Source organism: Variovorax sp. E3 (assembly GCF_016082275.1).
In the GTDB taxonomy this organism is placed as follows: Bacteria; Pseudomonadota; Gammaproteobacteria; order Burkholderiales; family Burkholderiaceae_C; genus Variovorax.
In genome coordinates this window covers 1-23372 of sequence record NZ_MOWM01000043.1, presented here as the reverse complement: position 1 = coordinate 23372, position 23372 = coordinate 1, and the positions used below count along the sequence as shown (strand labels likewise).

The following is a 23372-nucleotide window of genomic DNA, read 5'->3' as shown; positions in this document are numbered from 1 at the left end:
GATCGCAGGCAACCATAGTTTGCAATGCTGCCGGGCTCGCATGCCTCAAACTTTTGAAACGGTCACTCGTCAAGGTCCAATGCGTGTCTTCCATCTTTGCCGCTTCACGAACCATTTCCGTCGACAGCGCCGACATGCCGACCCTGCTGGGCCGCCCTGCGCTGGAGTTCAAATCGCTCGACGGCACTGAAGCGTTGGGGCAACTCTTCGAATACACCGTTCGGCTTCAAACGCCCGACAGCCCGATGCTCACCGAGCACGTGACAGCCAATGTTGCGGTCAAGCAGTTGATCGGCAAGGAGTTCAGCATCTGCATCGAACTCGACGGCAAGGGCTTCGGCATTTCGGCGCGCATGGGTGCAGGCACACGCGAGATCAACGGGCTCGTGACCGGCGCGCGATTCGTACAGCACGAGAACCGGCGAGGCATCTATGAAGTCGTTCTGCGCCCCTGGCTCGTCTTGGCCACATACACCAGCGACTACAGGATCTTCCAGAACAAGACGCCGCTGGAGATCATCGAAGAGGTGCTGGCTGACTACAGCTTTCCGACAGAAAAGCGGGTTACGCATCGCTATCCCCAGCGGGTGTTCCAAGTCCAGTATGGAGAGACGGACTTCGAGTTCATCACGCGGCTGATGCAAGAGTTCGGCATCTACTATTTCTTCGAGCACAAGGACGGTGTGCATCGACTCGTTCTCGTGGACGACGTCGGAGCCCATCGGGCGTTTTGGAGCGAGGCCTACCGCACCATCAGCTACTACCCACCTGGGCACAAGATCGACGAAGAGTACTGCGACAACTTCAGCAGTATCGAGAACCTGGCGTCGGGTCAATGGGTCACCGACGACTTCGACTTCACCAAGCCGCGTGCGAGGCTTCGGCAGATTTCCAGGATGCCGCGCAACACGGGCAACAGCGCACAGGAGCTCTACAAATGGCCGGGTGATTTCAGCGATCCGGACGAGGGGCGGGATCTGGCGCGGACGCGCATGGAAGCCGTTGGCGCGCCTGGCAGCCGCGGACAGGGCAGCGGCAATCTGCGCGCGGTGGTGACGGGGTGCACTTTCTCGTTGGTCAACTACCCGCAGGACATTGCGAACCTCGAGTACCTGATCATCTCCAGCACTTTGCGTTTGCACGAAAGCGCGCATGCCAGCGGCCAGCAAGACTACGTTTGCCGCACAGACTTCGAGGTTCAGCCCGCCAACAAGATCTTTCGCTCTGCGCAGACCCAGCCCAAGCCAAGCACGACGGGCCCGCAGACGGCGATAGTCACAGGCCCCAGCGGGCAGGAAATCTGGACGGATGAGTACGGTCGTATCAAGGTCAGTTTTCATTGGAACCGCTACTGCACGAAGGACGAGAACGCGTCGTGCTGGATTCGCGTTTCATCCCCGTGGGCCGGCACCAATTTCGGGGGAATGCACATCCCCCGCATCGGACAGGAGGTGATCGTCGATTTCGAGAGCGGCGACCCTGACCGCCCCATCGTCACCGGTCGGGTCTATAACCGGTTGAACATGCCGCCGAGGCAGTTGCCCGACCAGAAGAATCTGTCGGGGTTTCGCAGCCGCGAGTTGAGCTCGGACGGCAGTGGCTTGGGGAGAAGGAGCAACCACCTCGCGCTCGACGACCATCCCGGCAAGATTCAGGTGCAGCTCAAGAGCGATCACCAGAGCAGCAGTTTGAGCCTTGGGCACGTTGGTCGCATCGAGGATACCGCGGGCAGAAAGGATGATCGGGGGCAGGGCGTCGAACTGCGAACGGATGGCCACGGTGCCATTCGCGCCGCGAAGGGTTTACTGCTTACCACGGAGGCAAGGCTCAACGCGCAGGCCCACATCACCGACCTGGGAGAGACCATCGCGCGCCTGACCGCCGCACGCGATCTGCACGAGCGATTGAGCCAGACAGCCCAGGAGGCCAAAGCACATGAGCCCGATGATCAGGATGCGGTCACGCAAGCGCTCAAGGATCAGAACGAGGCCATCAAGGGCACGAGCGGCGGTGGGCAAGCCGGCGCGTTTCCTGAACTCAGCGAGCCTCACCTGGTGCTGGCCAGCTCGGCGGGTGTCCACAGTACCGCGGGTGCTGCCACGCACATTGCAAGCATCACGCACACCGCCTTGAGCAGCGGCGGGCACACCAGCGTGAGCGCCGGCAGGAGTTTTCTGGCCAGCGTCAAGGAAGCGGTGCGCTTGTTTGCCTACAAGGCCATTCGCCTGACGGCTGCCACGGCGGGCATCGACATCGTTGCACTGCAGGACAGCATCAACCTCATGGCCAAGCTCGACATCAAGCTGGAGGCCAACAAGATCAGCATCACAGCGAAGGAAGAGATCCTGATCAACGGGGGGAGCAGCTTCACCCGATGGAGCGCCGCCGGCATATCTCACGGAACCAATGGTTTGTGGCGCGAGCACGCGGCGTCGCACAGCCTGGCAGGGCCGATGAACATGGCAAAGCTTCTTCGTATGGAGGGCGTCAGCCACGACGACACCTACAGCGTCCGTTTCGCCGCGCTTGGCAGCGATGAGCTCTTCAAGCACACCGGAATGGTCGGGTTGCCTTACAGGATTCTGGACGAACAAGGAAGCGTCAGAGCCGAAGGAACCATCCCGGTCAGCGGGCGTTTGCCAAGAATCACTTTCGAAACGCCGGACGAAGCCACGCTGATCGTGGGAGAGGAGACGTGGGCGTGGGCATCTGCCCCGACGTCTCATGCGGCGTTCGGTGGGGCCGATGCTTCAACGGCAGAAATCGACGGGTCTGATGGCGACCCTATGGACGACGACGCTTCAAGCCTCGAAAACTCAAGGTACGCGCGACCCGGCAATGATCTCTGCGCAAATCATTTTTGCTCGGAGTCCGCAGTTCAAGCGCACTTGGCCGAACTCGCATAACCGACAGGAGCGATCATGCCCAAACTGATTTCGGCTACATATCACGCGAACATTGAAGTCGCTGAATTTATTTGCGACGACGGCAGGCATTTGTTCCGACATGGAGGAACGTTACCGTGGCGAATCAACAATCCCGGGGATCTGACAGCTTGATCGTCGGCGGCGTACCTGCTCCCAAGAATGCCAAAGGATATGTCGGGTTCGCGAAAACAAAATCTGGAAGAACGTTTCTTATTTTTCCTAATGAACAGGCGGGACGAGACGAGCTGAAGGCTAACTTGAAACGAATGCACGGGGCGAAAACCATTCCGGAGGTTGTTCCCGGCTATGCCCCCAAGCACGAAAACAACACACAAAAGTACATCAACGACCTTTTGAAGATAACCGGAATTTCAGCCGAGAAGAAAATCAAAGACTGCAGCAACGCGGAACTGGAGAAGATCATGGACGGGATCTCCGAGATCGAGGGTTATCACGCGAAAAAGGAAACCCGCAAGGAGACTTGGGCGGTTGTGAGCACGATCAATGCGACAAATGGAAGTTTGCCACTACCGGAGGTGGAAGTAATTCTGCAAAAGGCCGGGAAGGAAGAGAGGGTCAAATCTGACAGTACAGGACGCCTTCCTCCCGTGATTCATCCTGCAGACAAAACCCCTGTGCATGTCAAAGTGGTCGATTCGAAGACCAAGCAAGCCGCGAAGATCGGGACGATTCAAGGCGGAGTGGGCAAAGATTTCAACCTCCTAGCGAAATTCAGAAAATGGAGGGGTGTAGCGGGATCTGAAAAGATAAATAGCGCCGGCTCGAGAGCAAAGAACTCGACACACTATGTCGTGCAACCTGGAGACAGTTTGGGGAAGATTGCACGTCTGCATCAGACCAACGTAACTGCTATCAAAGGCGCCAACAACCTGAGCAGCGACAAGATCTACCCAGGCGAGGTGCTGCTGGTCAACGGGAGCGGGGAAGAAAAATCGAGCGATGCGCAAACCGCTCCAGCAATCGCACCCTCAAAGACTGTCACAGCGAATGCGGCACCAGTCCTAAAAAAGCAGTCACGCCGAGTAGCTCCACCGCCAACACCTTCCATTCCATCGAATGGAGAACCATCAGTCCCTGAGCGATCCAAGGAGGGCGCTGGCAAGGTTCTAGCCCTTATAAATCCTCTTCCTGGTCGCGCTCCTTGGATGCCTATCGCCATTGCTGAGGCAAAGCTCAGGCGTGGAAAAGATGAAAAATTAATAGAAAAAGATATGAACTATCACACCGCGATTGGCGATGGAGCGAAGTCCATGTCAGACAGCGCCTGGTGTGCTGCCTTTGCGAACTGGTGCTTGTCGAAGGCAAACTATCCAATTGAAAACTCGGGTTATGCGGATCGCAAGGCAACATTGGGGCGCGCGCACGGATTCTATGAGATGGATGAGCAATTGAAAGTGAGGAACCCTCTGTACGCCGAATTGGAGGGTCCAATATACGGCGCCATTGCCGTTGTCCATCACATCAAGAGCAAGCATGGCAGTCACGTTGGATTTGTTTACGCAAAAAGCGGATCTAAATATTTAATACTGCTAGGTGGAAATCAAGGAGATCAGATTAATTTTTCTAATTTCAGAATTGAGGCTGTCGAGCCACATGAGGAGAGGCAGAAAAACGGAGTGGTGAAAAAAATCAAGGGTCGACCAAAGTATTTGAAGTTTTTCGTTCCGATTTCATATTATGAGCAGGCGAAAAAAGATCTTTTGGATCCGGGGTTGGAGGAAATGAATGTTGTCAAGCTAAATAAGGAGATGGGAATTGAAGGTGTGAAAATCGACGGAGAAAATTCCCCTAAAATTACGTAAAATGAACTCTTCTTGTCGTAACTTGAAAAATAAGGCCGGCTTCTGTGAGGTGATGTTAGGTATTTTTTTGATGTTTTTTCTTCTGCCTGTGGTTTGGGCCGGGGCACAAAATGGGCCATATGTTGTTTGGATGAATTTAGATCAGTCGCCTGATAAGGAGCGAGTGGATAAGATATTGAGAGATTTTGCCGGCAAAGAAACAACCGATTGTGACGGCTCGTGGTTAAGGAGTCCGATGTTGTACATGAGAAGACGGCCTGCTGCTATTGATGGAAAACTGGTTGACGATGTTTTTGTGAAAAAGGACATTCTGCAGAGGCAACGCCTAAATTCTTTTTTGAAAAATTACAGGGATAGTGAACTGAAGAATGCTTCGGGCCTAGACGGAATCATCGTTTATGTAAGAGCGGGTAATGCGCGAATGATGAGCTTGACTACTGGGAGCAGAAGAATCGAAACCATTGCATTGGCGCTGGATCACTCTCTGCCCGAGGCGGCAGATATCGAGGCCGCATTTTGTGCACTCTTGCCACCGATCACGAGACCCCCGTGAGCATTCGATGCTGGACGCTCATGACGCCATGAATCGCATCGAGGCTTCTTCGCCCGCCTCAAACGAAAATGCCCCGCTGTGCGGGGCATCTCAATCCAGGCAACCGGCGGACTGTCTACACAGGCCGATCGGCGGGATTTCCTTTCGTTAAGGCGGGCGAACAGGGTTCTTTACTTCCCGCCACCACCCATCGAAACAGCCTCCGCGGGCGGCGTCCCCTCCGGCGCATTCGGCAGTTCCACCATCGCCTTGCGCCCCGCGCGGCCGCGCCATGCCGAGAAGCACACGCCAGCCAGCAGCAGCGCGCACAGGCCGATGAAGGTGCCGCTGATCGGGCGCGTCACGAACACCGTCATGTCGCCGCGCGACAGCAGCAGCGCGCGGCGGAAGTTTTCTTCCACCATCGGCCCGAGCACGAAGCCCAGCAGAATCGGCGCGACCGAGAACTCCAGCGTCATCAGCAGCGCGCCGACGATGCCGAACACCAGCACTTCCCAGATCTGGAACAGGCTGTTCTGCGTGCTGTACACGCCGGTCGCAATGAAGAACATCGCGGCCGGGAACAGGTACTTGTAGGGCACTTTCAGCAGCTTCACCCACACGCCGATCAGCGGCACGTTCAGCACCACCAGGATCACGTTGCCGATCCAGAACGAGGCGATCAGGCCCCAGAAGATGTCCGGATGCTCGGTGATGAGCTGCGGGCCGGGCTGGATGCCCTGGATCAGCAGCGCACCCAGAATCAGCGCCATCACCGCGTCGCCCGGAATGCCCAGGCTCATCGTCGGAATGAAGTCGACCTGCGTCTTCGAGTGGGCCGAGGCCTCGGGGCCGGCCACGCCTTCGATCATGCCGGTGCCGAACTTGTTCGGCGTCTTCGACACCTTGCGCTCCAGCGCGTAGGCGATGAAGGTCGTGATGGTAGGGCCGGTGCCGGGCATGGCGCCGAACACGGTGCCCACCAGCGTGCCGCGGATCATGGCGGGGAAGGCGCGCTTGAGCTCTTCCTTGCTCGGACGCATGTCGCTGAGCTTGAGCGTGCCGGTGTCGCCGATGGTCTTCATGCGGTTCACGTTGAGCAGGAAGTCGGCCACGCCGAACAGGCCCATCGAGATGGCCACCAGCTCCAGGCCGTCGCTCAGTTCAGGCAGGCCGAACGCGAAGCGGAAGCTGCCGCTGTTCACGTCGGTGCCGACCACGCCGCACAGCAGGCCGAACAGCGTCATGGCCACGCCCTTGAGCGGCGAGCCGCGCGACATGGTGGAGCCGGCCAGCAAGCCCAGCAGCATGATCGAGAAGATTTCGGTTGGGCCGAACTTGAACGCGATCTGCACCAGCAGGGGCGAGGCAAAGATCATCACGATGATGCCGACGGACGCCGCGAAGAACGAGGCGATCATCGTCACCCCGAGCGCGACGCCCCCCTTGCCCTGCTTGGTCATGGGGTACCCGTCCAGACAGGTGACCGCATGCGGCGGGTGGGACGGCATGTTCATCAGGATGGCGCCGATGGCACCGCCGTACTGCGAGCCGTAGAAGATGCCGGCCAGCATCAGGATGGCGGGCACCGGGTGCATCACGTAGGTGAGCGGCAGCAGGATCGAGATGGCCTGCAGCGCGCCCATGCCCGGCAGCACGCCGATCAGGTTGCCCACCAGCACGCCGAAGAAGGACCACAACAGGTTCGAGCCCTGGAAGGCCACGCCGAAGCCGAACCACAGGTCGTGTAGCGATTGTCCGATCATGATCTCAGCCTCCCCACTGGAACAGGGGGAGCTGCAGCTTGAGCGCCCACCAGAAAACGACCACCGCGATGAACGACATCGCCAGCGACAGCAGCAGCGCTTCGGTCAGCGTGTTGTCGCGGTCGCCGAGCGCCGAGATGAACACGATGGCGAAGGTGGCCGGCAGCAGGCCGCCGTACTCGCCGAACAGCAGGAACGCCAGGATGCCGAGGATGATGCAGACGCCGCCGCGGATGTCGGGCATGCCGCCCGGGTGGCCGTGCGACACGGCCTCTTCGGCCGACTCGGGTTTGTCACCGCGCGCGGACACGGCGATGAGCAGGCCGGTGAGGGCCAGCAACGCACCGAGCGCGACCGGGAAGAAGCCCGGCCCCATGTGCGCGAGTTCGCCCACGCGGTAGCCGATGCCGGCATACACCGCGGCCAGTCCGATGACGATCAGCAGGGCGCCGCCGTAGTAGTCTTTTTTGAATTTTGAAGCGGGCCGGGGCGCGTGCGAGGCCGGATCTTCACCGAGCTGGTGCTGCATAAGTCTCCTTCGATTTGGAAGGAGCGCAGTCTAGAAATCGAGGCTTTCAATCGCCTTTCGGACAGGGCGCAAACGACCTGCGGACCCTCAAAATACGTGTAATCACGTACCGGCGTATCCGGTGAAACCCTTGCAAAAACGGGCCTCAGACGGCACGCAGCGGCAGCCTGAGCGTCGCGCGCAGCCCACCGCCGGTGGGGCTTTCAGGCATGCCCGCGCTGTCGAGCTCGATCTCGCCGCCGTTGCGACGCGCGTAGCCGCGCGCAATGGTCAGGCCCAGGCCCGCGCCGTGCGCCGCGCCCGCGTTCACGGCGGGGTCGCGGTGAAAGCGCTCGAACACGCTCTCGCGCCGTTCGGGCGCGATGCCCGGCCCGCTGTCGCACACCTCGGCCAGCGCGGACGAGGCGTCGCGCCGCACGGTCACGGTGATGTTGCCGCCGCGCGGCGTGTACTTGATGGCGTTGTGCACGAGGTTCGCGAGCACCTCGTGCAGCTCGGCCGCGTTGGCGGTCACGGGCAGCGCGGGCGTGTCGTCGTCTTCGTCCGCGCCGCCGCCGCGCGCATCGACCCAGCCCAGGTCCTGGTCGTTCTCGCGCGCGAGCGGCAAGTATTCGAGCACCACGGCGCGCGCAATCGCATTGAGGTCGACCACGGTGGGCTCGGCCGGCGCGACCTCGTCCTCGGTGGTGGCATGGGCCAGCGCCAGCAGCTGTTCGCTCAGGCGACGCGTGCGCGCCAGTTGCGCGACGATGGCGTGCAGCGACTCGCGCATGCGCGCGGGGTCGGTCTCGCGCACCGCGTAGCCGGCCTGGATCGACAGGATGCTCAGGGGCGTGCGCAACTGGTGCGAGGCATCGGCCAGGAACTGCGACTGCTCGGCCACCATGCGCCGGTGGCCCGCGATGTGGTGGTTGACGGCGTCGACCAGCGGCACCACTTCTTTTGGCACGCCGCTGGCGTCGAGCGGCTTCAGGTCGTCGCGCGAGCGCTCGCGCAGCGAGCGGCGCAGGCGCTCCAGCGGGCGCAGCGTCCAGGCCACGCCGAGCCACACCAGCAGCGCCATCACCAGCACCATGCGGGTGTCGCGCAGCAGCTCCTGGCGCAGCGACTCGGCCTGGGCCTCGGTGCGCGGCCCGGTACCCTCGGCCGCCTGAATGAGCACGCTGTAGGAAACGCCGGGGTGTACGTGGTCGTACACCGTCTGGCGCAGCGCGGCCACGCGCACGGGGTGCTGCTCGTGCACGGCGTCGTAGAACACCGGCGTGCCGTCGACCGGGCGCGTGGCCGGCCGGGGCAGGCCGGGTACGCCCATGAGCGTGGCCTCGGGCGCGTTCACGTCGAGCGTCTCGCCCTTGGGAATGCGCTGCACGCCGACGTGCAGGTACTTGTAGCGCAGGTGCGTCGACTCGAACATCGCCTGGATCGAGAACGGCTCCTGCACGCGCACGCTGCCGTCGCTGGCCACCACGATGCCGTTGGCCAGCGCCTGCACGGGTTCGAGCAGGCTCTGGTCGTAGGCGACCACCAGCGAGTCGGTCAGCGCGCGGTAGTCGTTCCAGCTGTCCAGCGCCAGCAGCGCGACGATGCCCGGCAGCAAGAGCGCCAGCAGCCGCGTGCGGATGCCGAAGCGCTGCGGCTCAGTCGCCGGCGCTGGCGGGGTCGGCGGCGGGTGCTGCTGCGGATCCATCGGCGATGCCTTCGAGCATGTAGCCCAGCCCGCGCACGGTGACGATGCGCACGTCGCTGTCCGCGAGCTTGCGCCGCAGCCGGTGCAACACCACCTCGATGGCGTCGGGGCCGGCGGTGCTGTCGTTGGTGAACACCTTGGCGAAAAGCTGCGACTTGCCGACCGGCGAGCCGCTGCGCATCAGCAGCGCCGTGAGGGCGGCCTGCTCGCGCGGCGTGAGCGACAGCAGCACGCCGCGCAGCGTGAAGGCATGGCTTTCGCTGTCGTACGAGAGCGAGGCGCACTGCAGGCGCGGGTGCTGCTTGCCGCGGCTGCGGCGCACCAGCGCCGAGAGGCGCGCCTCGAGCTCGACCAGCTCGAAAGGCTTCGTCAGAAAGTCGTCGGCGCCCAGGTTCAGGCCGCGCACGCGGTCTTGCAGGTCGCCCTGCGCGGTCAGGATCAGCACCGGCGTGCGGTCGTCGGCATTGCGCATGTCGGCCAGCACGCTCAGCCCGTGCTTGTCGGGCAGGCGCAGGTCCAGCACGATGGCGTCGTACTCGGTACCGGCCATGAAGGCTTCGGCGGTGCGCGCGTCAGGCGCGTGGTCGGCCACGAAGCCGCTCTGGGTGAGTGCGCGGATCAGCCACGAGGCCATGTCCAGTTCGTCTTCGACCAGGAGGATGCGCATGGGAGGCTGCCGGTGGTTGTTGGCTCAGGTCTTCAGGCCGAGATTCAGTTCGATGTCTTCCGCCGCGCGTGCGCTGGCGTCGGCCGCGCGCGCGCTCAGGTCGGGCGCCAGGGCGCGCCGGCCGTCGAACACGAAGCAGTCGCCGTGGTAGTGCGCGCCGCCGACCTGCTCGAAGTATTTGAGGATGCCGCCTTCGAGCTGCAGCACGTGCTCGATGCCTTCCTCGCGCATCAGGATCGCGGCCTTCTCGCAGCGGATGCCGCCGGTGCAGAAGCTCACCACGGTCTTGCCCGCGAAATCGGCGCGGTGCGCCTTCAGGGCGGGCGGGAATTCAGTGAACTTGGTGATGCGCCAGTCGATCGCGCCGTCGAAGCTGCCTTCGTCGACCTCGAAGTCGTTGCGGGTGTCGAGCAGGGCGATTTCCCGGCCCTCGTCGTCATGGCCCTGGTCGAGCCAGCGCTTGAGCGTCGGGGCGTCCACGCCGGGCGCCCGGCCCGCGGCGGGCTGGATGGCCGGGTGGTCCATGCGGATGATCTCGCGCTTGAGCTTCACCAGCATGCGGCGAAAGGGCTGACCAGCGGACCAGCTTTCCTTGGCCTCGAGGTCGGCAAAGCGCGCGTCGGCGCGCAAACCGGCCAGGAAGGCCCGCACGCCGTCGGCCGGGCCGGCCAGGAACAGGTTGATTCCCTCGGGCGCCAGCAGGATGGTGCCCATGAGGTCCAGGGCCTGCGCGCGGGCGCGCAGGTCTTCACGCAGCACGGGGCTGTCGTCGATGGCCACGAACTTGTAGGCCGCGATATTCAAAATCTCTTGCACGGGGCGCGATTGTAGGGATCGTTAACTCACATGGTGAATGCGGTGCTTTCTACAATGGCGCGATGTTTGTTCACCTGCGCCTGCACACCGAGTTTTCCGTCGTCGACGGGACCAACCGAATCGATGAAGTCATCAAGGCCGCGGCTGCCGACAAGCAGCCCGCACTGGCCATCACCGACCTGAACAACCTGTTCGGGGCGGTCAAGTTCTACAAGCAGGGCCGGGGCAAGGGCGTCAAGCCCGTCATCGGCGCTGAAATCTTCATCGAAGGCCTGGGCAAGGAGCCCGGCGTGCTCACCCGCATCGTGCTGCTGGTGCAGAACATGGAAGGCTATCTGAACCTGTCCGAGCTGCTGGCGCGGGCATGGACGCAGAACGTGGGGCGCGGCCAGTCGCAGGCGGCCTGCAAGCTGGAATGGGTCGAGGAACTGGCGGGCGGGCTGATCGCGCTGTCGGGCGCCCAGGCCGGGCCGCTGGGCCAGCCGCTGTTGCAGGGGCAAGGCGAGCGCGCGGCCGAACTGGCGCTGAAGCTGGCCGGGATCTTTCCGCACCGCTTCTACATCGAGCTGCAGCGCGCCGGCCGTCCGGAAGACGAGCCGCACGTCATTGCCGCCGTGCAACTGGCGGCCCGGCTCCACCTGCCGGTGGTCGCCACGCACCCGGTGCAGTTCGCGGGCCGTGAAGACTACGAGGCGCACGAGGCGCGCGTCTGCATTTCCGAAGGCGAGATTCTCGGCAACCCGCGCCGCGTGCGCCGCTTCACCGACGAGCAGTACTTCAAGTCGACCGCCGAGATGCAGGCGCTGTTCGCCGACGTGCCCAGCGCGCTGGCCAACACGGTCGAGATCGCCAAGCGCTGCAACCTGACGCTGGTGCTCGGCAAGCCGCAGTTGCCCGACTTTCCGACGCCCTTCATCAGCGAAGGCGTGCGCATGCCGATCGGCGAATTCTTCCGCCAGGAATCGTTCGAGGGCCTCGAAGCGCGGCTCAAGCACCTGTTCCCCGACGAGGCCAAGCGCGACGCCGAGCGCCCGCGCTATGTCGAGCGGCTGGAGTTCGAGATCAACACGATCCTGAACATGGGCTTTCCGGGCTACTTCCTGATCGTGGGCGACTTCATCCAGTGGGCCAAGGGCAACGGCTGCCCCGTGGGCCCGGGCCGGGGCTCGGGTGCCGGCTCGCTGGTGGCTTATGCGTTGAAGATCACCGACCTCGACCCGCTCGAATACAAGCTGCTGTTCGAACGTTTCCTGAACCCCGAACGCGTCTCGATGCCCGACTTCGACATCGACTTCTGCCAGGGCAACCGGGACCGCGTGATCGACTACGTGAAGGACAAGTACGGCCGCAACGCCGTGAGCCAGATCGCCACCTTCGGCACCATGGCCGCGCGCGCGGCCATCCGCGACGTGGGCCGCGTGCTGGACATGAGCTACATGTTCTGCGACGGCATCAGCAAGCTGATTCCGAACAAGCCGGGCATGTCGGTCACGCTGCAGTACCCGCCCGCGAACAAGATCGAGGGCGACAAGAACAACTACGCCATCGAGATGGAGCCGCAGCTGGCGGAGCGCATCGAAAAAGAAGAAGAAGTGAAGATGCTGGTCGAGCTCGCGCAGAAGCTCGAAGGCATGACGCGAAACATCGGCATGCACGCCGGGGGCGTGCTCATTGCGCCGGGCAAGCTCACCGACTTCTGCCCGCTCTACCAGCAGCCCGGCAGCGAATCGGCCGTGAGCCAGTACGACAAGGACGACGTCGAAGCCATCGGCCTCGTGAAGTTCGACTTCTTGGGGCTTGCCACGCTGACCATCCTGGAGATTGCGCGCGAGTTCATCATGAAGCGCCACAAGGGCCAGGAGAACTTCGCGTTCGAGAACATTCCGCTGAAGGACGCGGCCACCTACCGCCTGTTCTCCGACGGCAAGACCGAGGCCGTGTTCCAGTTCGAATCGCGCGGCATGCAGGGCATGCTGAAAGACGCGCGCCCCACGCGCCTGGAAGACCTGATTGCGCTGAACGCGCTGTACCGCCCGGGCCCGATGGACCTGATTCCCAGCTTCGTGGCGCGCAAGCACGGCCGCGAAGAGGTCGAGTACCCGCACCCGGCCGTGGCCGAGATGCTCTCCGAGACCTACGGGATCATGGTCTACCAGGAGCAGGTGATGCAGACCGCGCAGATCCTGGGCGGCTACTCGCTGGGCGGCGCCGACTTGCTGCGCCGCGCCATGGGCAAGAAGAAGCTCGAGGAAATGGCCGAGCACCGCGAGAAGTTCCGCGCGGGCGCGCTGTCCACGCACGGCATCGCGCAGGACAAGGCCGACGAAATCTTCGACTTGATGGAGAAGTTCGCGGGCTACGGCTTCAACAAGTCGCACGCCGCCGCCTACTCGCTGCTGGCGTACCACACAGGCTGGCTCAAGGTCCACTACACGGCCGAGTTCTTCTGCGCCAACATGACCGTGGAAATGGACGACACGGACAAGCTCAAGCTGCTGTTCGAAGACGCCCAGAAAAACTTCGGCATCACCTTCGAGCCGCCGGACGTGAACCGCGGCAACTACCGCTTCGAGCCCGTCACCGACCGCGTCATCCGCTACGGCCTGGGCGCCGTCAAGGGCACGGGCCAGCTCGCGGTCGAGGCCGTGGTGCGGGCGCGCGAAGAGGGCGGGCCGTTCAAGAGCCTGTTCGACTTCTGCGTGCGCATCGACCGCCAGCGCATCAACAAGCGCACGGTCGAGGCACTCATCAAGGCCGGCGCGTTCGACGCGATCCAGCAGAACCGCGCGTCGCTGATCGCCTCGGTCGACCGCGCCTTCGAGTTCGCGATTGCCACCGCCGCCAACGCTTCGCAGGTCGACATCTTCGGCGACGCCGAGCACGGCTCGGCCACCGCCGAACCCGACCTCGTCGATGCCACGCCGTGGGGCGTGAAGGAACGCCTGACGCTGGAGAAAACGGCCGTCGGCTTCTACCTGTCGGGCCACTTGTTCGACGAGGTCTCGCACGAGGTGCGGCGCTTCTGCAAGCGCGAGATCGGCGACCTGCTCGACAGCCGCGACCAGCAGGTCATTGCCGGCATCGTGAGCGACTTCCGCGTGATCAACGGCCAGCGCGGCCGGCTGGCGATCTTCAAGCTCGACGACAAGTCGGAGTCCATCGACGCCACGGCCGACGAGGCGCTGATCAACGCCAACCGCAACACGCTGAAGGACGACGAGCTCGTCATCGTCAGCGGCAAGCTGCAGCCCGCGCGCGGCGGCTTCGAGGCGCGCTTCCAGGTGCAGCAGGTGTGGGACCTGGCCACGGCGCGCTGCCGCTTCGGCAAGTTCCTGCGCGTGGCGGTGAACGGCAAGGCGCCGGACATCGCGCGCCTCCTGAAAGACTTTCCGCCGCGCACCGAACAGACCGAGGTCGGCGACCTGATCCAGGGCCTGCCGGTGCGGCTGTCGATGGCGCGCAGCGGCGCGCAGGTCGAGCTGCAGCTGGGCGAGCGCGCCAAGTTCTTCCCCACCGACGCGGCGCTGGCCAGCTGGACCGCGCAGGCGGAAGCGGGCAAGGCGCAGATCGTCTACGACTGATCGATCGCACGGCGGCTGAAGGCGAGGCAAGCGCCTCAGCCTGGCGCCCTGAGCTTTTCGCCGGTCGCCTTCAGGGCCTGCTCGATCTGCTCAAGCACGGCCTCGGGCGCATGCAGCCAGTCCTTGGCCAGCACCTGTTGCACGCGCCAGCCGAAAGCGTCGAGGATGCGCGGGCGCGACACATAGCGCTCCAGCACGTTGCGGTTCTCATAGTGCGTGGCGGTGTCGACCAGGATGCCCAGCGCGTAGTGCTCGCCCCCGGCCACGCGCACCGCGAGGTCGCAGCGAAAGCGTGACTGTCCCACCTGTTCGTCGACTGCATGGCCCCGCGCGCGCAATGCCGCCGCGATCTGCGCCGTGACGTCGTCGGCGCGCGCCTGCCGTACGGCGCTGCCGCGCGTGAGCGGGTTCATGGCTTCGAGCACGCGGCGCGCCGTGTTCGCATCGCCGCGCGACAGGCACTCCGCATAGCGCAGGAAGTTCTTGAGCGCCGCCGCGCCTTCGTTGTGGTCGTTGGTGATGGCCTCGTGGCGGATGGTCGAGACCACCGCCATGTGATGCCGCGCGCGGCTGAAGATCACGTTCAGGCGCTTCTCGCCGCCGCGCTGGTTGATGGGGCCGAAGTTCATCAGCATGCGGCCCTCGGGGTTGGGCCCGTAGCAGATGCTCAGCAGGATGATGTCGCGCTCGTCGCCTTGCACGTTCTCCAGGTTCTTGATGAAGAGGCCGCAGAACTGGTCGTCTTCCTCGCGCACGTATTCGGCTTCGAGCCGGGCCGCGAAGTCGCTGTCCACCGCGCCCAGCGCATTGAGCTCGTCCTCGATCTCGCCTTGCTGGGCTTCCGAGAACGCCACGATGCCCAGGCTGCGCCCGGTTTCGCGGCGCAGCAGCTCGCGCACCAGCTGCGCGATGTAGCGCGCCTCCCCGTCGTTGACGCGGTTCTCGTACACCGCGTCGGTCACGCGGTGGAAGCTGATAGCGCGCGAGAGCAGGGCGTCGGCATGCGCGGCCACGGCTTCTTCCGAAGGGCTGCGCGACTGCACCAGGATCTCTTCGCGCTCCGGCGCGGGCAGGCTGCGGTCGGGGATGGTGTACAGGTTGCCCGCGTAGAAGGCCGCGTTCGAAAAGCCGATGAGCGACTCGTAGCGGCTGCGGTAGTGCCAGGCCAGCAGCGTGGCCGGCAGGTTGCGCGCGCCCTGGTTCAGCAGGCTGTCGGCGTCCAGCACCACGGCAATGCGGTCGCCTTCGTCGTCGACCGACACGGTGTCGTCTTCCGGGTCGCGGCCCGACGAGAAGAAGCTGGTCGGCGGCAGCTGCATTTCGTCGCCCACCACGATGATCTGCGGCGCGCGGTACAGCGCGGGCACGGCTTCTTCGACCGGAATCTGGCTGGCCTCGTCGAAGATCACCACGTCGAACAGGTCGGCCGCCAGCGGCAGCGTGTCGGACACCGACAGCGGGCTCATGAGCCAGATGGGCTTCATGTCGCGCACCACCTGGCCGGTGTCGCCGCTCGCGAGTTCGCGGATGGCCTTGTAGCGCATGGTCTTGCCGAACTCGTGCTCGAGTTCGCGGCGGCCGGCGTTGTAGCTCTTCTTGAAGACCTTGCCGTCGGCGTCGAGCTGGCTCGCGGGCAGCGCGCTCTTTTGCACATGGTCGCGGAAACGCTGGCGCACGGCGGCGGCCAGCGTGCGGGCATTGCGCTCGAGCAGCTTGCGTTCGGCGTCGGCCAGGCGCTGCGCATGGCGCGCGAGCGTGGGGCCGTCGAAGCGCGGCAGCCAGCGCTCGGCGCGGTAGACGCGCTCCAGCCCTTCGCGCGCCACGGCGAACTCGATGGCGTCAGGTGGCAAGGGCAGCGTGCGCAGCGCGTTGGCGACGGCCGGGTCGGCGTCGGCCAGTTCCCGCAGCGGCACGAGCACCGAGGGCAGGGCGTCGGCCTGCTCGCGCAGCGTGCGCGCGAGGCTTTCGAGCCCGTTCAGCGGCTGGGCGTCGGCGTCGTGAACGAGGTCGCGCCACAGGGCGTCGAGCGTGTCGGTGCGCGTGCCGGCCGTGGCGAGCTGCTCGACACTGCGGGTGCCGGCGTCGGTGCGCAGGTGGGCCTGGAACTCGGCGCGCAAGCCGCTGTTGCCGCTCGGGCGGCGCAGGTCCTGGATCTGCTGCACGAAGGCGTCGGGGTCGGTGCAGCCGTAGTCGGCTTCGATCTTCGCGAGCTGCTTTTGCAGCGCGGCGCGCGCGACGTGCTCGGCCTGCAGCGCTTCGAGTACCTGGCTCGGCTGCGGGCGCACCGCATGGGCGCCGAAGTTGTAGCGCCGCTTGAGTTCGCCCGACAGGCGCCACCACGAAGGCTGGAGCCAGCGCAGCAGCGAGCCTTGTTGCGCACGGGCTTGTTCGAGGCCCGCGTCGGTGTCGGCGGGCGAGAACTTGTCGCGCCATGCGCCGGTGCGCTCCTGCGTGTCTTCGAGCGCCTGCACCAGCGTGCGGCGCTCGGCCATGGCCGCGCCGAGCGCGAGGCTGTCGGGGTGCGCGGTGTCGAGCAGCGTGAGCTGGTGGCGTTCGGCCAGCGCGGCCACGCGGCGCGCGTCGGCCACCACCGCCAGCGCGTCGCGCCATTGCGCGTTGGCATCGGCCAGCGGCGGCCATGCGTCGATGAGCACGTCGCGGCACGGGCCGCTCAGGTCGATCGCCCGTTCGCTGAGTTCGACCAGTCGCGCGAGCGGCTTCTCTTGCCGCAGCAATGCGGGGGCGAGCTGCGCGAACACATGCTGCGCGAAGCTCGGCGCGCCCAGGCTTTCGGTCACGGCCAGGTGCAGGCGCGAGACCAGCTCGGCATGACCGCGCCACGCCGCGAAGGCGGGCAGTGCCTCGGCCTGCAGCGGTGTCAGCGCGGGGTCATGAGGCTTGAGTTCGATCAGCCGCGACACCAGCTCGCGCAGCGTGACGGCCAGGTGTTCGGGCACGTCGCGCATGGCGGCGTCGAAGCGCTCCAGCGCGCGCAGGTCGAGGTCCATCGCATCGACCAGCTGGCCGCGCTCGGCGGTTTCGCGCGTCAGCTCTTCGGGCGCTTCGAGCCAGTGCTCGTAGGTCTTGCGCAGGTTCTGCACGAAGGCCTTCTTGTCGCCCTGCGAGTCGTGGATCATGCAGCACAGCTCGTCCAGCCCCTGCTGGCGCAGGCGGTGGAACACCACGTCGATGGCGGCGCGCTTCTCGCAGACGAACAGCACGCGCTGGCCGCGCCCCACGTAGTCGGCGATCAGGTTGGTGATGGTCTGCGACTTGCCCGTGCCCGGCGGGCCTTGAATGATGTAGCTGGTGCCGGTGCGCGCGAGCGCCACGGCGGCGGTCTGCGTGGCGTCGGCCTGCACCACGGGCCACTGGTCGGCCAGCGGCAGCGCGGCGGGTGTCTCGGCATCGACCTGGCGCGGCTGCAGCGAGAACACGCGGTCGAAGGCCTCGCTTGCGATGTCGCTTTCGGCCAGCCCCGAGTAGTCGCGCACCAGCGACATCTTGCGGTGGTTGAAGTTGCCGAGGGTCACGGCCGTGAGGTCGATGTCCCACTGGTAGGGGTTGCCGCTGCTTTCTTGCAGCGCGAAGGTCGTGCGCTCGGTTTCGATGGCGGCCGTGGGCGCCATCTGCGGCGCGCGCGGCTGGGGCGCGCCGCCGACGGCCGCGCGAATGGGCAGCGGCACGCCGCGCACGCGCGCATGGAACAGCTGCAGCCCGAGCGGGCGGAAGTCGTCCTGCGCGTAGCTGAAGTCTTGCGCCGCCACCGGCAGCGCGGAAGGCGCCCGCACGCGCGCGCGACGCTTGAACTGTTCGAGCCGCTGGCGCGCGCGCTGGTGGATCAGCGCGATCTCGGGCTGGCCGACCAGCCGCAGCTGCACGCCGGGTTCGCTCTGCGCGATCTGCGCGGCCAGCTGTGCGTGGAACTGTTCGATGGTGGTCTCGCGCAGGTCCACCGTCTCGGGCAGCACGATGCCGTAGAGCTGGCGCAGGTGGTGGCGCAGTGTCGGGTTGACCTGCGCCTCGCTGGTGGCCGCTTCGAGCAGGTACTGGTCGCGCACGCCCTTCTTGCGCGTGAGCTCGACCGGCAGCATCAGCAGCGGCGAGGCGATGCGCTCGGCCGCGTCTTCCTTGAGGTTGTGCCAGCGCAGGAAGGCGATGACCAGCGACAGCTGCGAGAAGCCGTACTCGGCGCGGTCGCGCCGCGCCTCCTGCAGGATGCGGTCGAGCGCGCCCGGCAGGTAGGGCTGGTCTTCGAAGCGCAGCCAGCGCGCCAGCGGCACGGGGTCGCAACTGGCGATGTCGCTGGCGAAGCGGCCGTTCCACACGCAGAGCTGGTCGGCGCGGATGCTGTTCAGGTCGACCACCAGCGGCACGCTGGCAATGGTGAGGTTCACATGCGCCTGCGTGGGCTTGAAGTACAGCAGCCGGTTGCGCCGCGACAGGTCGAACAGGCGGTCGCGCAGGTGCAGCTGGATGGCCTGGCGGCGCTGGCCGGCGCCGTCCTTCGCGGGGGCGATGCGGTCCAGGCCCAGGTTCAGGTCCAGCGGCTGGTCGCGGTAGGTTTCGAGCCGGCGGATCACCGAGGGCAGGTCGCGCGCGCGCTCGTGGCGGTCGAGCGCGGTCATCTCGAAGATCACGGCGGCGACCACGGGGTGCAGCCGCTGGTTGAGGCCGAACAGGTTGGCGCGGCCCGCGGCGAAGCGGTTCAGGTCTTCGGGCGTGGTGAAGTCGAGCCCGCACGAGAGGCTGGCGAGCACCTGGCCCAGGCACAGGATGTCGCTGAGCGCGTCGTGGTGCGCAAAGCGCAGCTCCCAGGCGGTGTAGCCGGGCAGGTAGACGGGGCGCGTCGGCAGCGCGTCGGGCGCGGCGTCGGCCATGACCGTGAGGTTCTCGAGCGAGGCACCGGTGTCGCTGTCGAGCGTGATGCGCTGCTCGCCCACCACACGCAGCACCGAGGCGGCGGGCAGCTCCAGCGGTGCGATGGCTTCGGGGTTGCGGCGCGGCTCGGCGCCGTCGGGCTGTGCGAGCGCAAGGGCCGGCGCGTCGGTCACGCGGTAGGCGAAGGCGCTGCCGAGCAGGGCGACCTTGCCTTGCTCGTGCAGCGCCGACACCGCGCGCAGCAGCGGCAGCACGAGGTTGAGCGCGTCGTCGGTCTGCAGGCCGCCGTGGGCGTCGGCGGTGTCCAGCAGTTGCAGCAGGGGCGCGGTCAGAGGTGTGTCCGGGGCGTCAGTGGAAGTCGTCATGCGGCGGCGGCCTGCTGCTGGTGTTGGGTAAGGGCCTTGTCGAGCAGGGCGGCGGCGTCGCGCTTCACGCGCGTGAGGCTGCGCTTGGGAAAGCGCATGTCCTTCACCACGCGCGCTTCGAGCGGCTCGGCGCAGCCCAGTGCGTCGGCCAGGCCGAGCGCGGCGGCGAGCGTGACGTCGTCCAGCTCGGGGTCGGCCGCGACGAAGTCGACCAGCACGCTGGCCAGGTAGTCGTGCAGACCCGCCGGCACGGGCTCGGCGGGCGGCATGGCGGCCGTGGGCGGCTTGAAGTCGGGGAAGAAGCGGCGCGCGTGCGCCAGCAGCGGCTCCGACTGCAGGAACGGGCGCTGCAGCAGTTGCGCGATGGTGCCGCGCGTGATCGCGCCCACGCGCTGCTGGCCCAGGATGTCGAGCGTGCCCAGATCGAGCGGGCCTTCGAGCGCGCTGGCCAGCCAGTCGTCGGCGTCGGGCTCGCGCCCGGTCCACAGGCGCAGCGCGCGGGCGCGCACGAACACCTCGGGGTGGCTGGTGCCGCGCGTCTGCGTGCCCGGCTCGGCGCAGATCTCGTCGGCCTGCCGCAGGTAGCTCGCGGCGTTGACCTGGCTCAGGCCGGTCTGCACTTTCACCAGCGCGCTCACGGCGGGCTCGAGCGCGCCGCAGGCCACGCAGCCGCCACGGTCGGCGAAGGCCTCGGTGTAGAGGGCGTAGCGCTGCGCGGCTTGCAGATGGCTCGCATCGGCGCGCGGGTCGGCGGCGGTGGCGTTGAGCACGCGGTCGACCACGTGGTACTTGCCGCCGTCGCGCTCCCACAGCAGGTAGTGCGCGAGCTCGTGGCCCAGCACGGCTTGCAGCTCGGGGCCCTGCAGGCGCTCCAGCAGCGGGCCCGACAGCACGATGTGCGCCTCGCCCGGTATGAAGTGGATGGCGGCATTCATTGCGCCGTCGCCCGCCTGGTAGAGCGTGATGCGCGCCGTGACGCCCATGCGCTGCGCCGCGAGGCTGGCGTGCGCGTGCAGTTCGGGGTGGGCGGTGGCGTCCAGCCGGTACGAGTTGCGCAGCAGCGCGGCGCGCACGGCGGCGGCGTGCTCTTCGCGGGCTTCGGCGGACGCGGCCCAGCGCCAGACTTCGGGCTCGTGCGCCTGCAGGTGCGCGGCCAGGGCCTGCTGGTAGGGCAGCGGCGTCAGGTCTTCGAGGCGGACGGCAGGGGTGGTTTCGACCATGTCAGGAGCGCCGGTAACAGTGAGTTGCCGACGATCCTAAACGAGCGGCCCGCAAGCCGCGCCCTGAAACGGTTCAGTGCGTCATGGGCGCCACCGCCAGGTCGGGCAGCACGTTCATGATGCGCAGCGTCTGCTGCACCACCTGGCTGAACACCGGCGCGGCCACCAGCCCGCCGAAGTACTTGCCGGCGCTGGGCTCGTCGATCATCACGGCCACGATGATGCGCGGCTTGTCGATGGGCGACATGCCGGTGTACCAGGCGCGGTACTTGTTGCTCGCATAGCCCTTGCCGACCTGCTTGTGCGCGGTGCCGGTCTTGCCGCCCACCGAGTAACCCACGGTCTGCGCGAGCGGCGCGGTGCCGCCGGGCGCGGCGGCCAGGTGCATCATCTGGCGCACCTCGCTCGCCACGGTCGGCGAGAACACCTGCACGCCGGCCGGCTCTTCGCCGTTGTTCTTCAGCAGGCCCACCGGAATGACCTCGCCGTCGTGCGCGAAGGCCGTGTAGGCGTGCGCGATCTGGAACAGCGAGGCCGACAGGCCGTAGCCGTACGACATGGTCGCCTGCTCGATGGGCCGCCACGACTTCCACGGCCGCAGCCGCCCGGTCACCGCGCCGGGGAAGGGCGTCTGCGGCTTCTGGCCCAGGCCCACGGCGGTGAGCGAGTTCCACATCTCCTGCGCCGACATGCGCTGCGAGATCTTGGTGGCGCCCACGTTGCTCGACTTCTGGATCACGCCGGCCACCGTGAGCACGCCGAAGTTCTCGTCGTCGTGGATGGTCGCGCCCGACACGGTGATGCGCCCCGGGTTGGTGTCGATGATGGTGCCGGGCGTGACGCGGCCCAGCTGCAGCGCGGTGGCGATGGTGATCGGCTTCATGGTCGAGCCGGGCTCGAACACATCGGTCATGGCGCGGTTGCGCAGCTGCTCGCCGGTGAGGTTGTGGCGGTCGTTGGGGTCGTAGCTGGGATAGTTGGCCATGGCCAGCAGCTCGCCCGTGCGGGCGTCGACCACCACCACGCTGCCGGCGCGCGCCTTGTTGGCCACCACGGCGTCGCGGATCTTCTCGTAGGCGGTGAACTGCACGCGGTCGTCGATGCTCAGCTGGATGTCGTGGCCGTCGGTCGGCGGCACCTGGTCTTCGGTGTCCTCGACGATGTGGCCCAGCCGGTCTTTCAGCACGTGGCGCGAGCCGGACTTGCCGGCCAGCTGCTGGTTGAAGGCCAGCTCGATGCCCTCCTGGCCGATGTCTTCCACGTTGGTGAAGCCGGCCAGGTGGGCCGCCGCCTCGCCTTCGGGGTACTGGCGCCGGTAGTCGCGGCGCAGGTAGATGCCCTTGATGTTCAGCGCCGCCACTTCCTTGGCGACGGGCTGGTCGACCTGGCGCTTGATCCAGACGAAGCTCTTGTCTTCGTCCTCCAGCTTCTTGTCGAAGTCTTTCTGCGGCATGCCCAGCAGCTTGGCCGCCTGCCTGAGCTTGGCCTGCACCGCGGGGTCGTCACGCTCGATGTCCTCGGGAATGGCCCAGATGCTGGGCGCTGGAATGTCGGACGCCAGGATCAGCCCGTTGCGGTCGAGGATGCGGCCCCGGTTGGCCGGCAGCTCCAGCGTGCGCTGGTAGCGCACTTCGCCCTGGTGCTGGAAGAAGTCGTTGTTGAAGATCTGCACGTAGGCCGCGCGGGCCGCCAGCAGCGTGAAGCCGAAGGCGATGCTGGCCACGATGAACTTGCTGCGCCAGACGGGGGTCCTGCTTGCGAGGAGCGGACTGCTGCCATACCGGATCCGACCGTTGGGATTCATCTTGTGCGGGTGTGGCACCCGGCTGTTGTTGTTCGCGTGTAGACAACGCGCCGGCGCGCAAGTTCCGGGCCGCTTGCTGAAAGCTGCCCGGAACCCGTCACCGCATCAGCGCTTGGGCCGCAGCGACACGATCAGCGACGGGAAGATGCGCCCGTCGGTGTCGCGCGGCAGCTTGTCGGTCTTGCGCAGGCCGCGCTCGGCCGCGTCGTCCCAGCCCGGCAGGCCGCTCGACTTGCTGAGCTTGACGCCGACGATGGTGCCGTCGGGCGCCAGGCTCACCTCGAACTCCGCCGCCGGGTTGCCGCTCACGGTGTCGGCATCGGGGAAGGTGATGTTCGGGCGCACGGCCGCGGCAATGCGTCCGGCATAGCCGCTGGACGGGCCCGAGGAGCGCTGTGCCGTGCCCTTCGAGTCGTCGGCGCCGCTGGCGCCGGCCAGGCCCTGCATGCGCTTGAGCGTGGCGGCGCGGTCGGCGGCGGCCTGCTTCGCGGCGGCCTCGGCCTTCTTGGCTTCGGCCTGCTTGGCCTCGGCCGCGTCCTGCTGCTTCTTCTGGTCGGCCAGCTTCTTCTGCTGTTCCTTCTTGCGCTCGGCCTCGTCCTCGGCGCGCTGCTTGGCCTCGAGCTCCTTCTTCTTCTGAAGTTGCTGCTGCTCGAGCTCGCGCTCCTTCTGTTCCTTCTGCTCCTTGAGCTTCTTCTCGCGCTCCAGGGCAATGTCGGGGGCCTTCGGCGCGGGGGCGGGCTCGGGTGCCTTGGCTACGGGCGGAGGCGGCGGCGC

At 65.9% G+C, this 23372-nt stretch carries 13 protein-coding genes; 4 read left to right on the top strand and 9 right to left on the bottom strand.

The genetic code is table 11. The features are described 5' to 3' along the window. Nucleotides 1-83: 83 nt before the first annotated feature. The 3 genes from BMG07_RS16895 (at nucleotide 84) to BMG07_RS16885 (ending at nucleotide 5303) form a co-directional block, all read left to right on the top strand. Nucleotides 84-2906, top strand: coding sequence for a type VI secretion system tip protein TssI/VgrG (locus BMG07_RS16895; RefSeq protein WP_307866992.1), 2823 nt, complete (start codon nucleotides 84-86; stop codon nucleotides 2904-2906). 116 nt (nucleotides 2907-3022) lie between these two features. Continuing rightward, entirely contained in the window at nucleotides 3023-4750 is a 1728-nt protein-coding gene (locus tag BMG07_RS16890; protein ID WP_307866991.1) for a LysM peptidoglycan-binding domain-containing protein, read from the top strand. Nucleotide 4751: 1 nt separating this feature from the next. Next, complete coding sequence (locus BMG07_RS16885) at nucleotides 4752-5303, top strand: hypothetical protein (protein ID WP_198085547.1); 552 nt, start codon at nucleotides 4752-4754, stop codon at nucleotides 5301-5303. A gap of 170 nt (nucleotides 5304-5473) precedes the next feature. Here the strand turns inward: BMG07_RS16885 and BMG07_RS16880 are convergent, their stop codons facing one another. The 5 genes from BMG07_RS16880 to BMG07_RS16860 form a co-directional block, all read right to left on the bottom strand. Next, nucleotides 5474-7048 (bottom strand): tripartite tricarboxylate transporter permease, encoded by a 1575-nt coding sequence (locus BMG07_RS16880; RefSeq protein ID WP_198085546.1) that lies wholly within the window; start codon nucleotides 7046-7048, stop codon nucleotides 5474-5476. A gap of 4 nt (nucleotides 7049-7052) precedes the next feature. Next, nucleotides 7053-7577 carry a tripartite tricarboxylate transporter TctB family protein gene (locus BMG07_RS16875; protein ID WP_198085545.1) on the bottom strand — a complete coding sequence of 175 codons (525 nt, stop codon included), beginning with the start codon at nucleotides 7575-7577 and terminating at the stop codon, nucleotides 7053-7055. 145 nt (nucleotides 7578-7722) lie between these two features. Beyond that, entirely contained in the window at nucleotides 7723-9264 is a 1542-nt protein-coding gene (locus tag BMG07_RS16870) for a sensor histidine kinase (RefSeq protein ID WP_198085544.1), read from the bottom strand. Continuing rightward, nucleotides 9215-9931: a response regulator gene (locus BMG07_RS16865; protein ID WP_198085543.1), complete on the bottom strand. Its 717-nt coding sequence runs from the start codon at nucleotides 9929-9931 to the stop codon at nucleotides 9215-9217. Before BMG07_RS16865 ends, BMG07_RS16870 begins: the two co-directional genes overlap by 50 nt. A gap of 24 nt (nucleotides 9932-9955) precedes the next feature. Continuing rightward, entirely contained in the window at nucleotides 9956-10747 is a 792-nt protein-coding gene (locus BMG07_RS16860) for a sulfurtransferase (RefSeq protein WP_198085542.1), read from the bottom strand. 62 nt (nucleotides 10748-10809) lie between these two features. Here BMG07_RS16860 and dnaE point away from each other — a divergent pair, with 62 nt between their 5' ends. Next, nucleotides 10810-14328 (top strand): DNA polymerase III subunit alpha, encoded by a 3519-nt coding sequence (gene dnaE, locus BMG07_RS16855; protein WP_198085541.1) that lies wholly within the window; start codon nucleotides 10810-10812, stop codon nucleotides 14326-14328. A gap of 35 nt (nucleotides 14329-14363) precedes the next feature. Here dnaE and BMG07_RS16850 read toward each other — a convergent pair whose 3' ends face one another. From BMG07_RS16850 to tolA, 4 genes are all read right to left on the bottom strand, one after another. Beyond that, on the bottom strand, nucleotides 14364-19574 hold the full coding sequence (locus BMG07_RS16850; RefSeq protein WP_198085540.1) for a DUF4011 domain-containing protein: 5211 nt from the start codon (nucleotides 19572-19574) through the stop codon (nucleotides 14364-14366). After that, a complete protein-coding gene (locus BMG07_RS16845) occupies nucleotides 19571-20794 on the bottom strand; it encodes a SprT-like domain-containing protein (protein ID WP_198085539.1) in 1224 nt (407 codons plus the stop codon). Before BMG07_RS16845 ends, BMG07_RS16850 begins: the two co-directional genes overlap by 4 nt. Nucleotides 20795-20867: 73 nt before the next feature. Beyond that, complete coding sequence (locus BMG07_RS16840; RefSeq protein WP_198085538.1) at nucleotides 20868-22598, bottom strand: penicillin-binding protein 2; 1731 nt, start codon at nucleotides 22596-22598, stop codon at nucleotides 20868-20870. Between the two features lie 105 nt (nucleotides 22599-22703). Next, the coding region (gene tolA, locus BMG07_RS16835) for a cell envelope integrity protein TolA (RefSeq protein WP_198085537.1) at nucleotides 22704-23372 on the bottom strand (669 nt) is incomplete at its 5' end.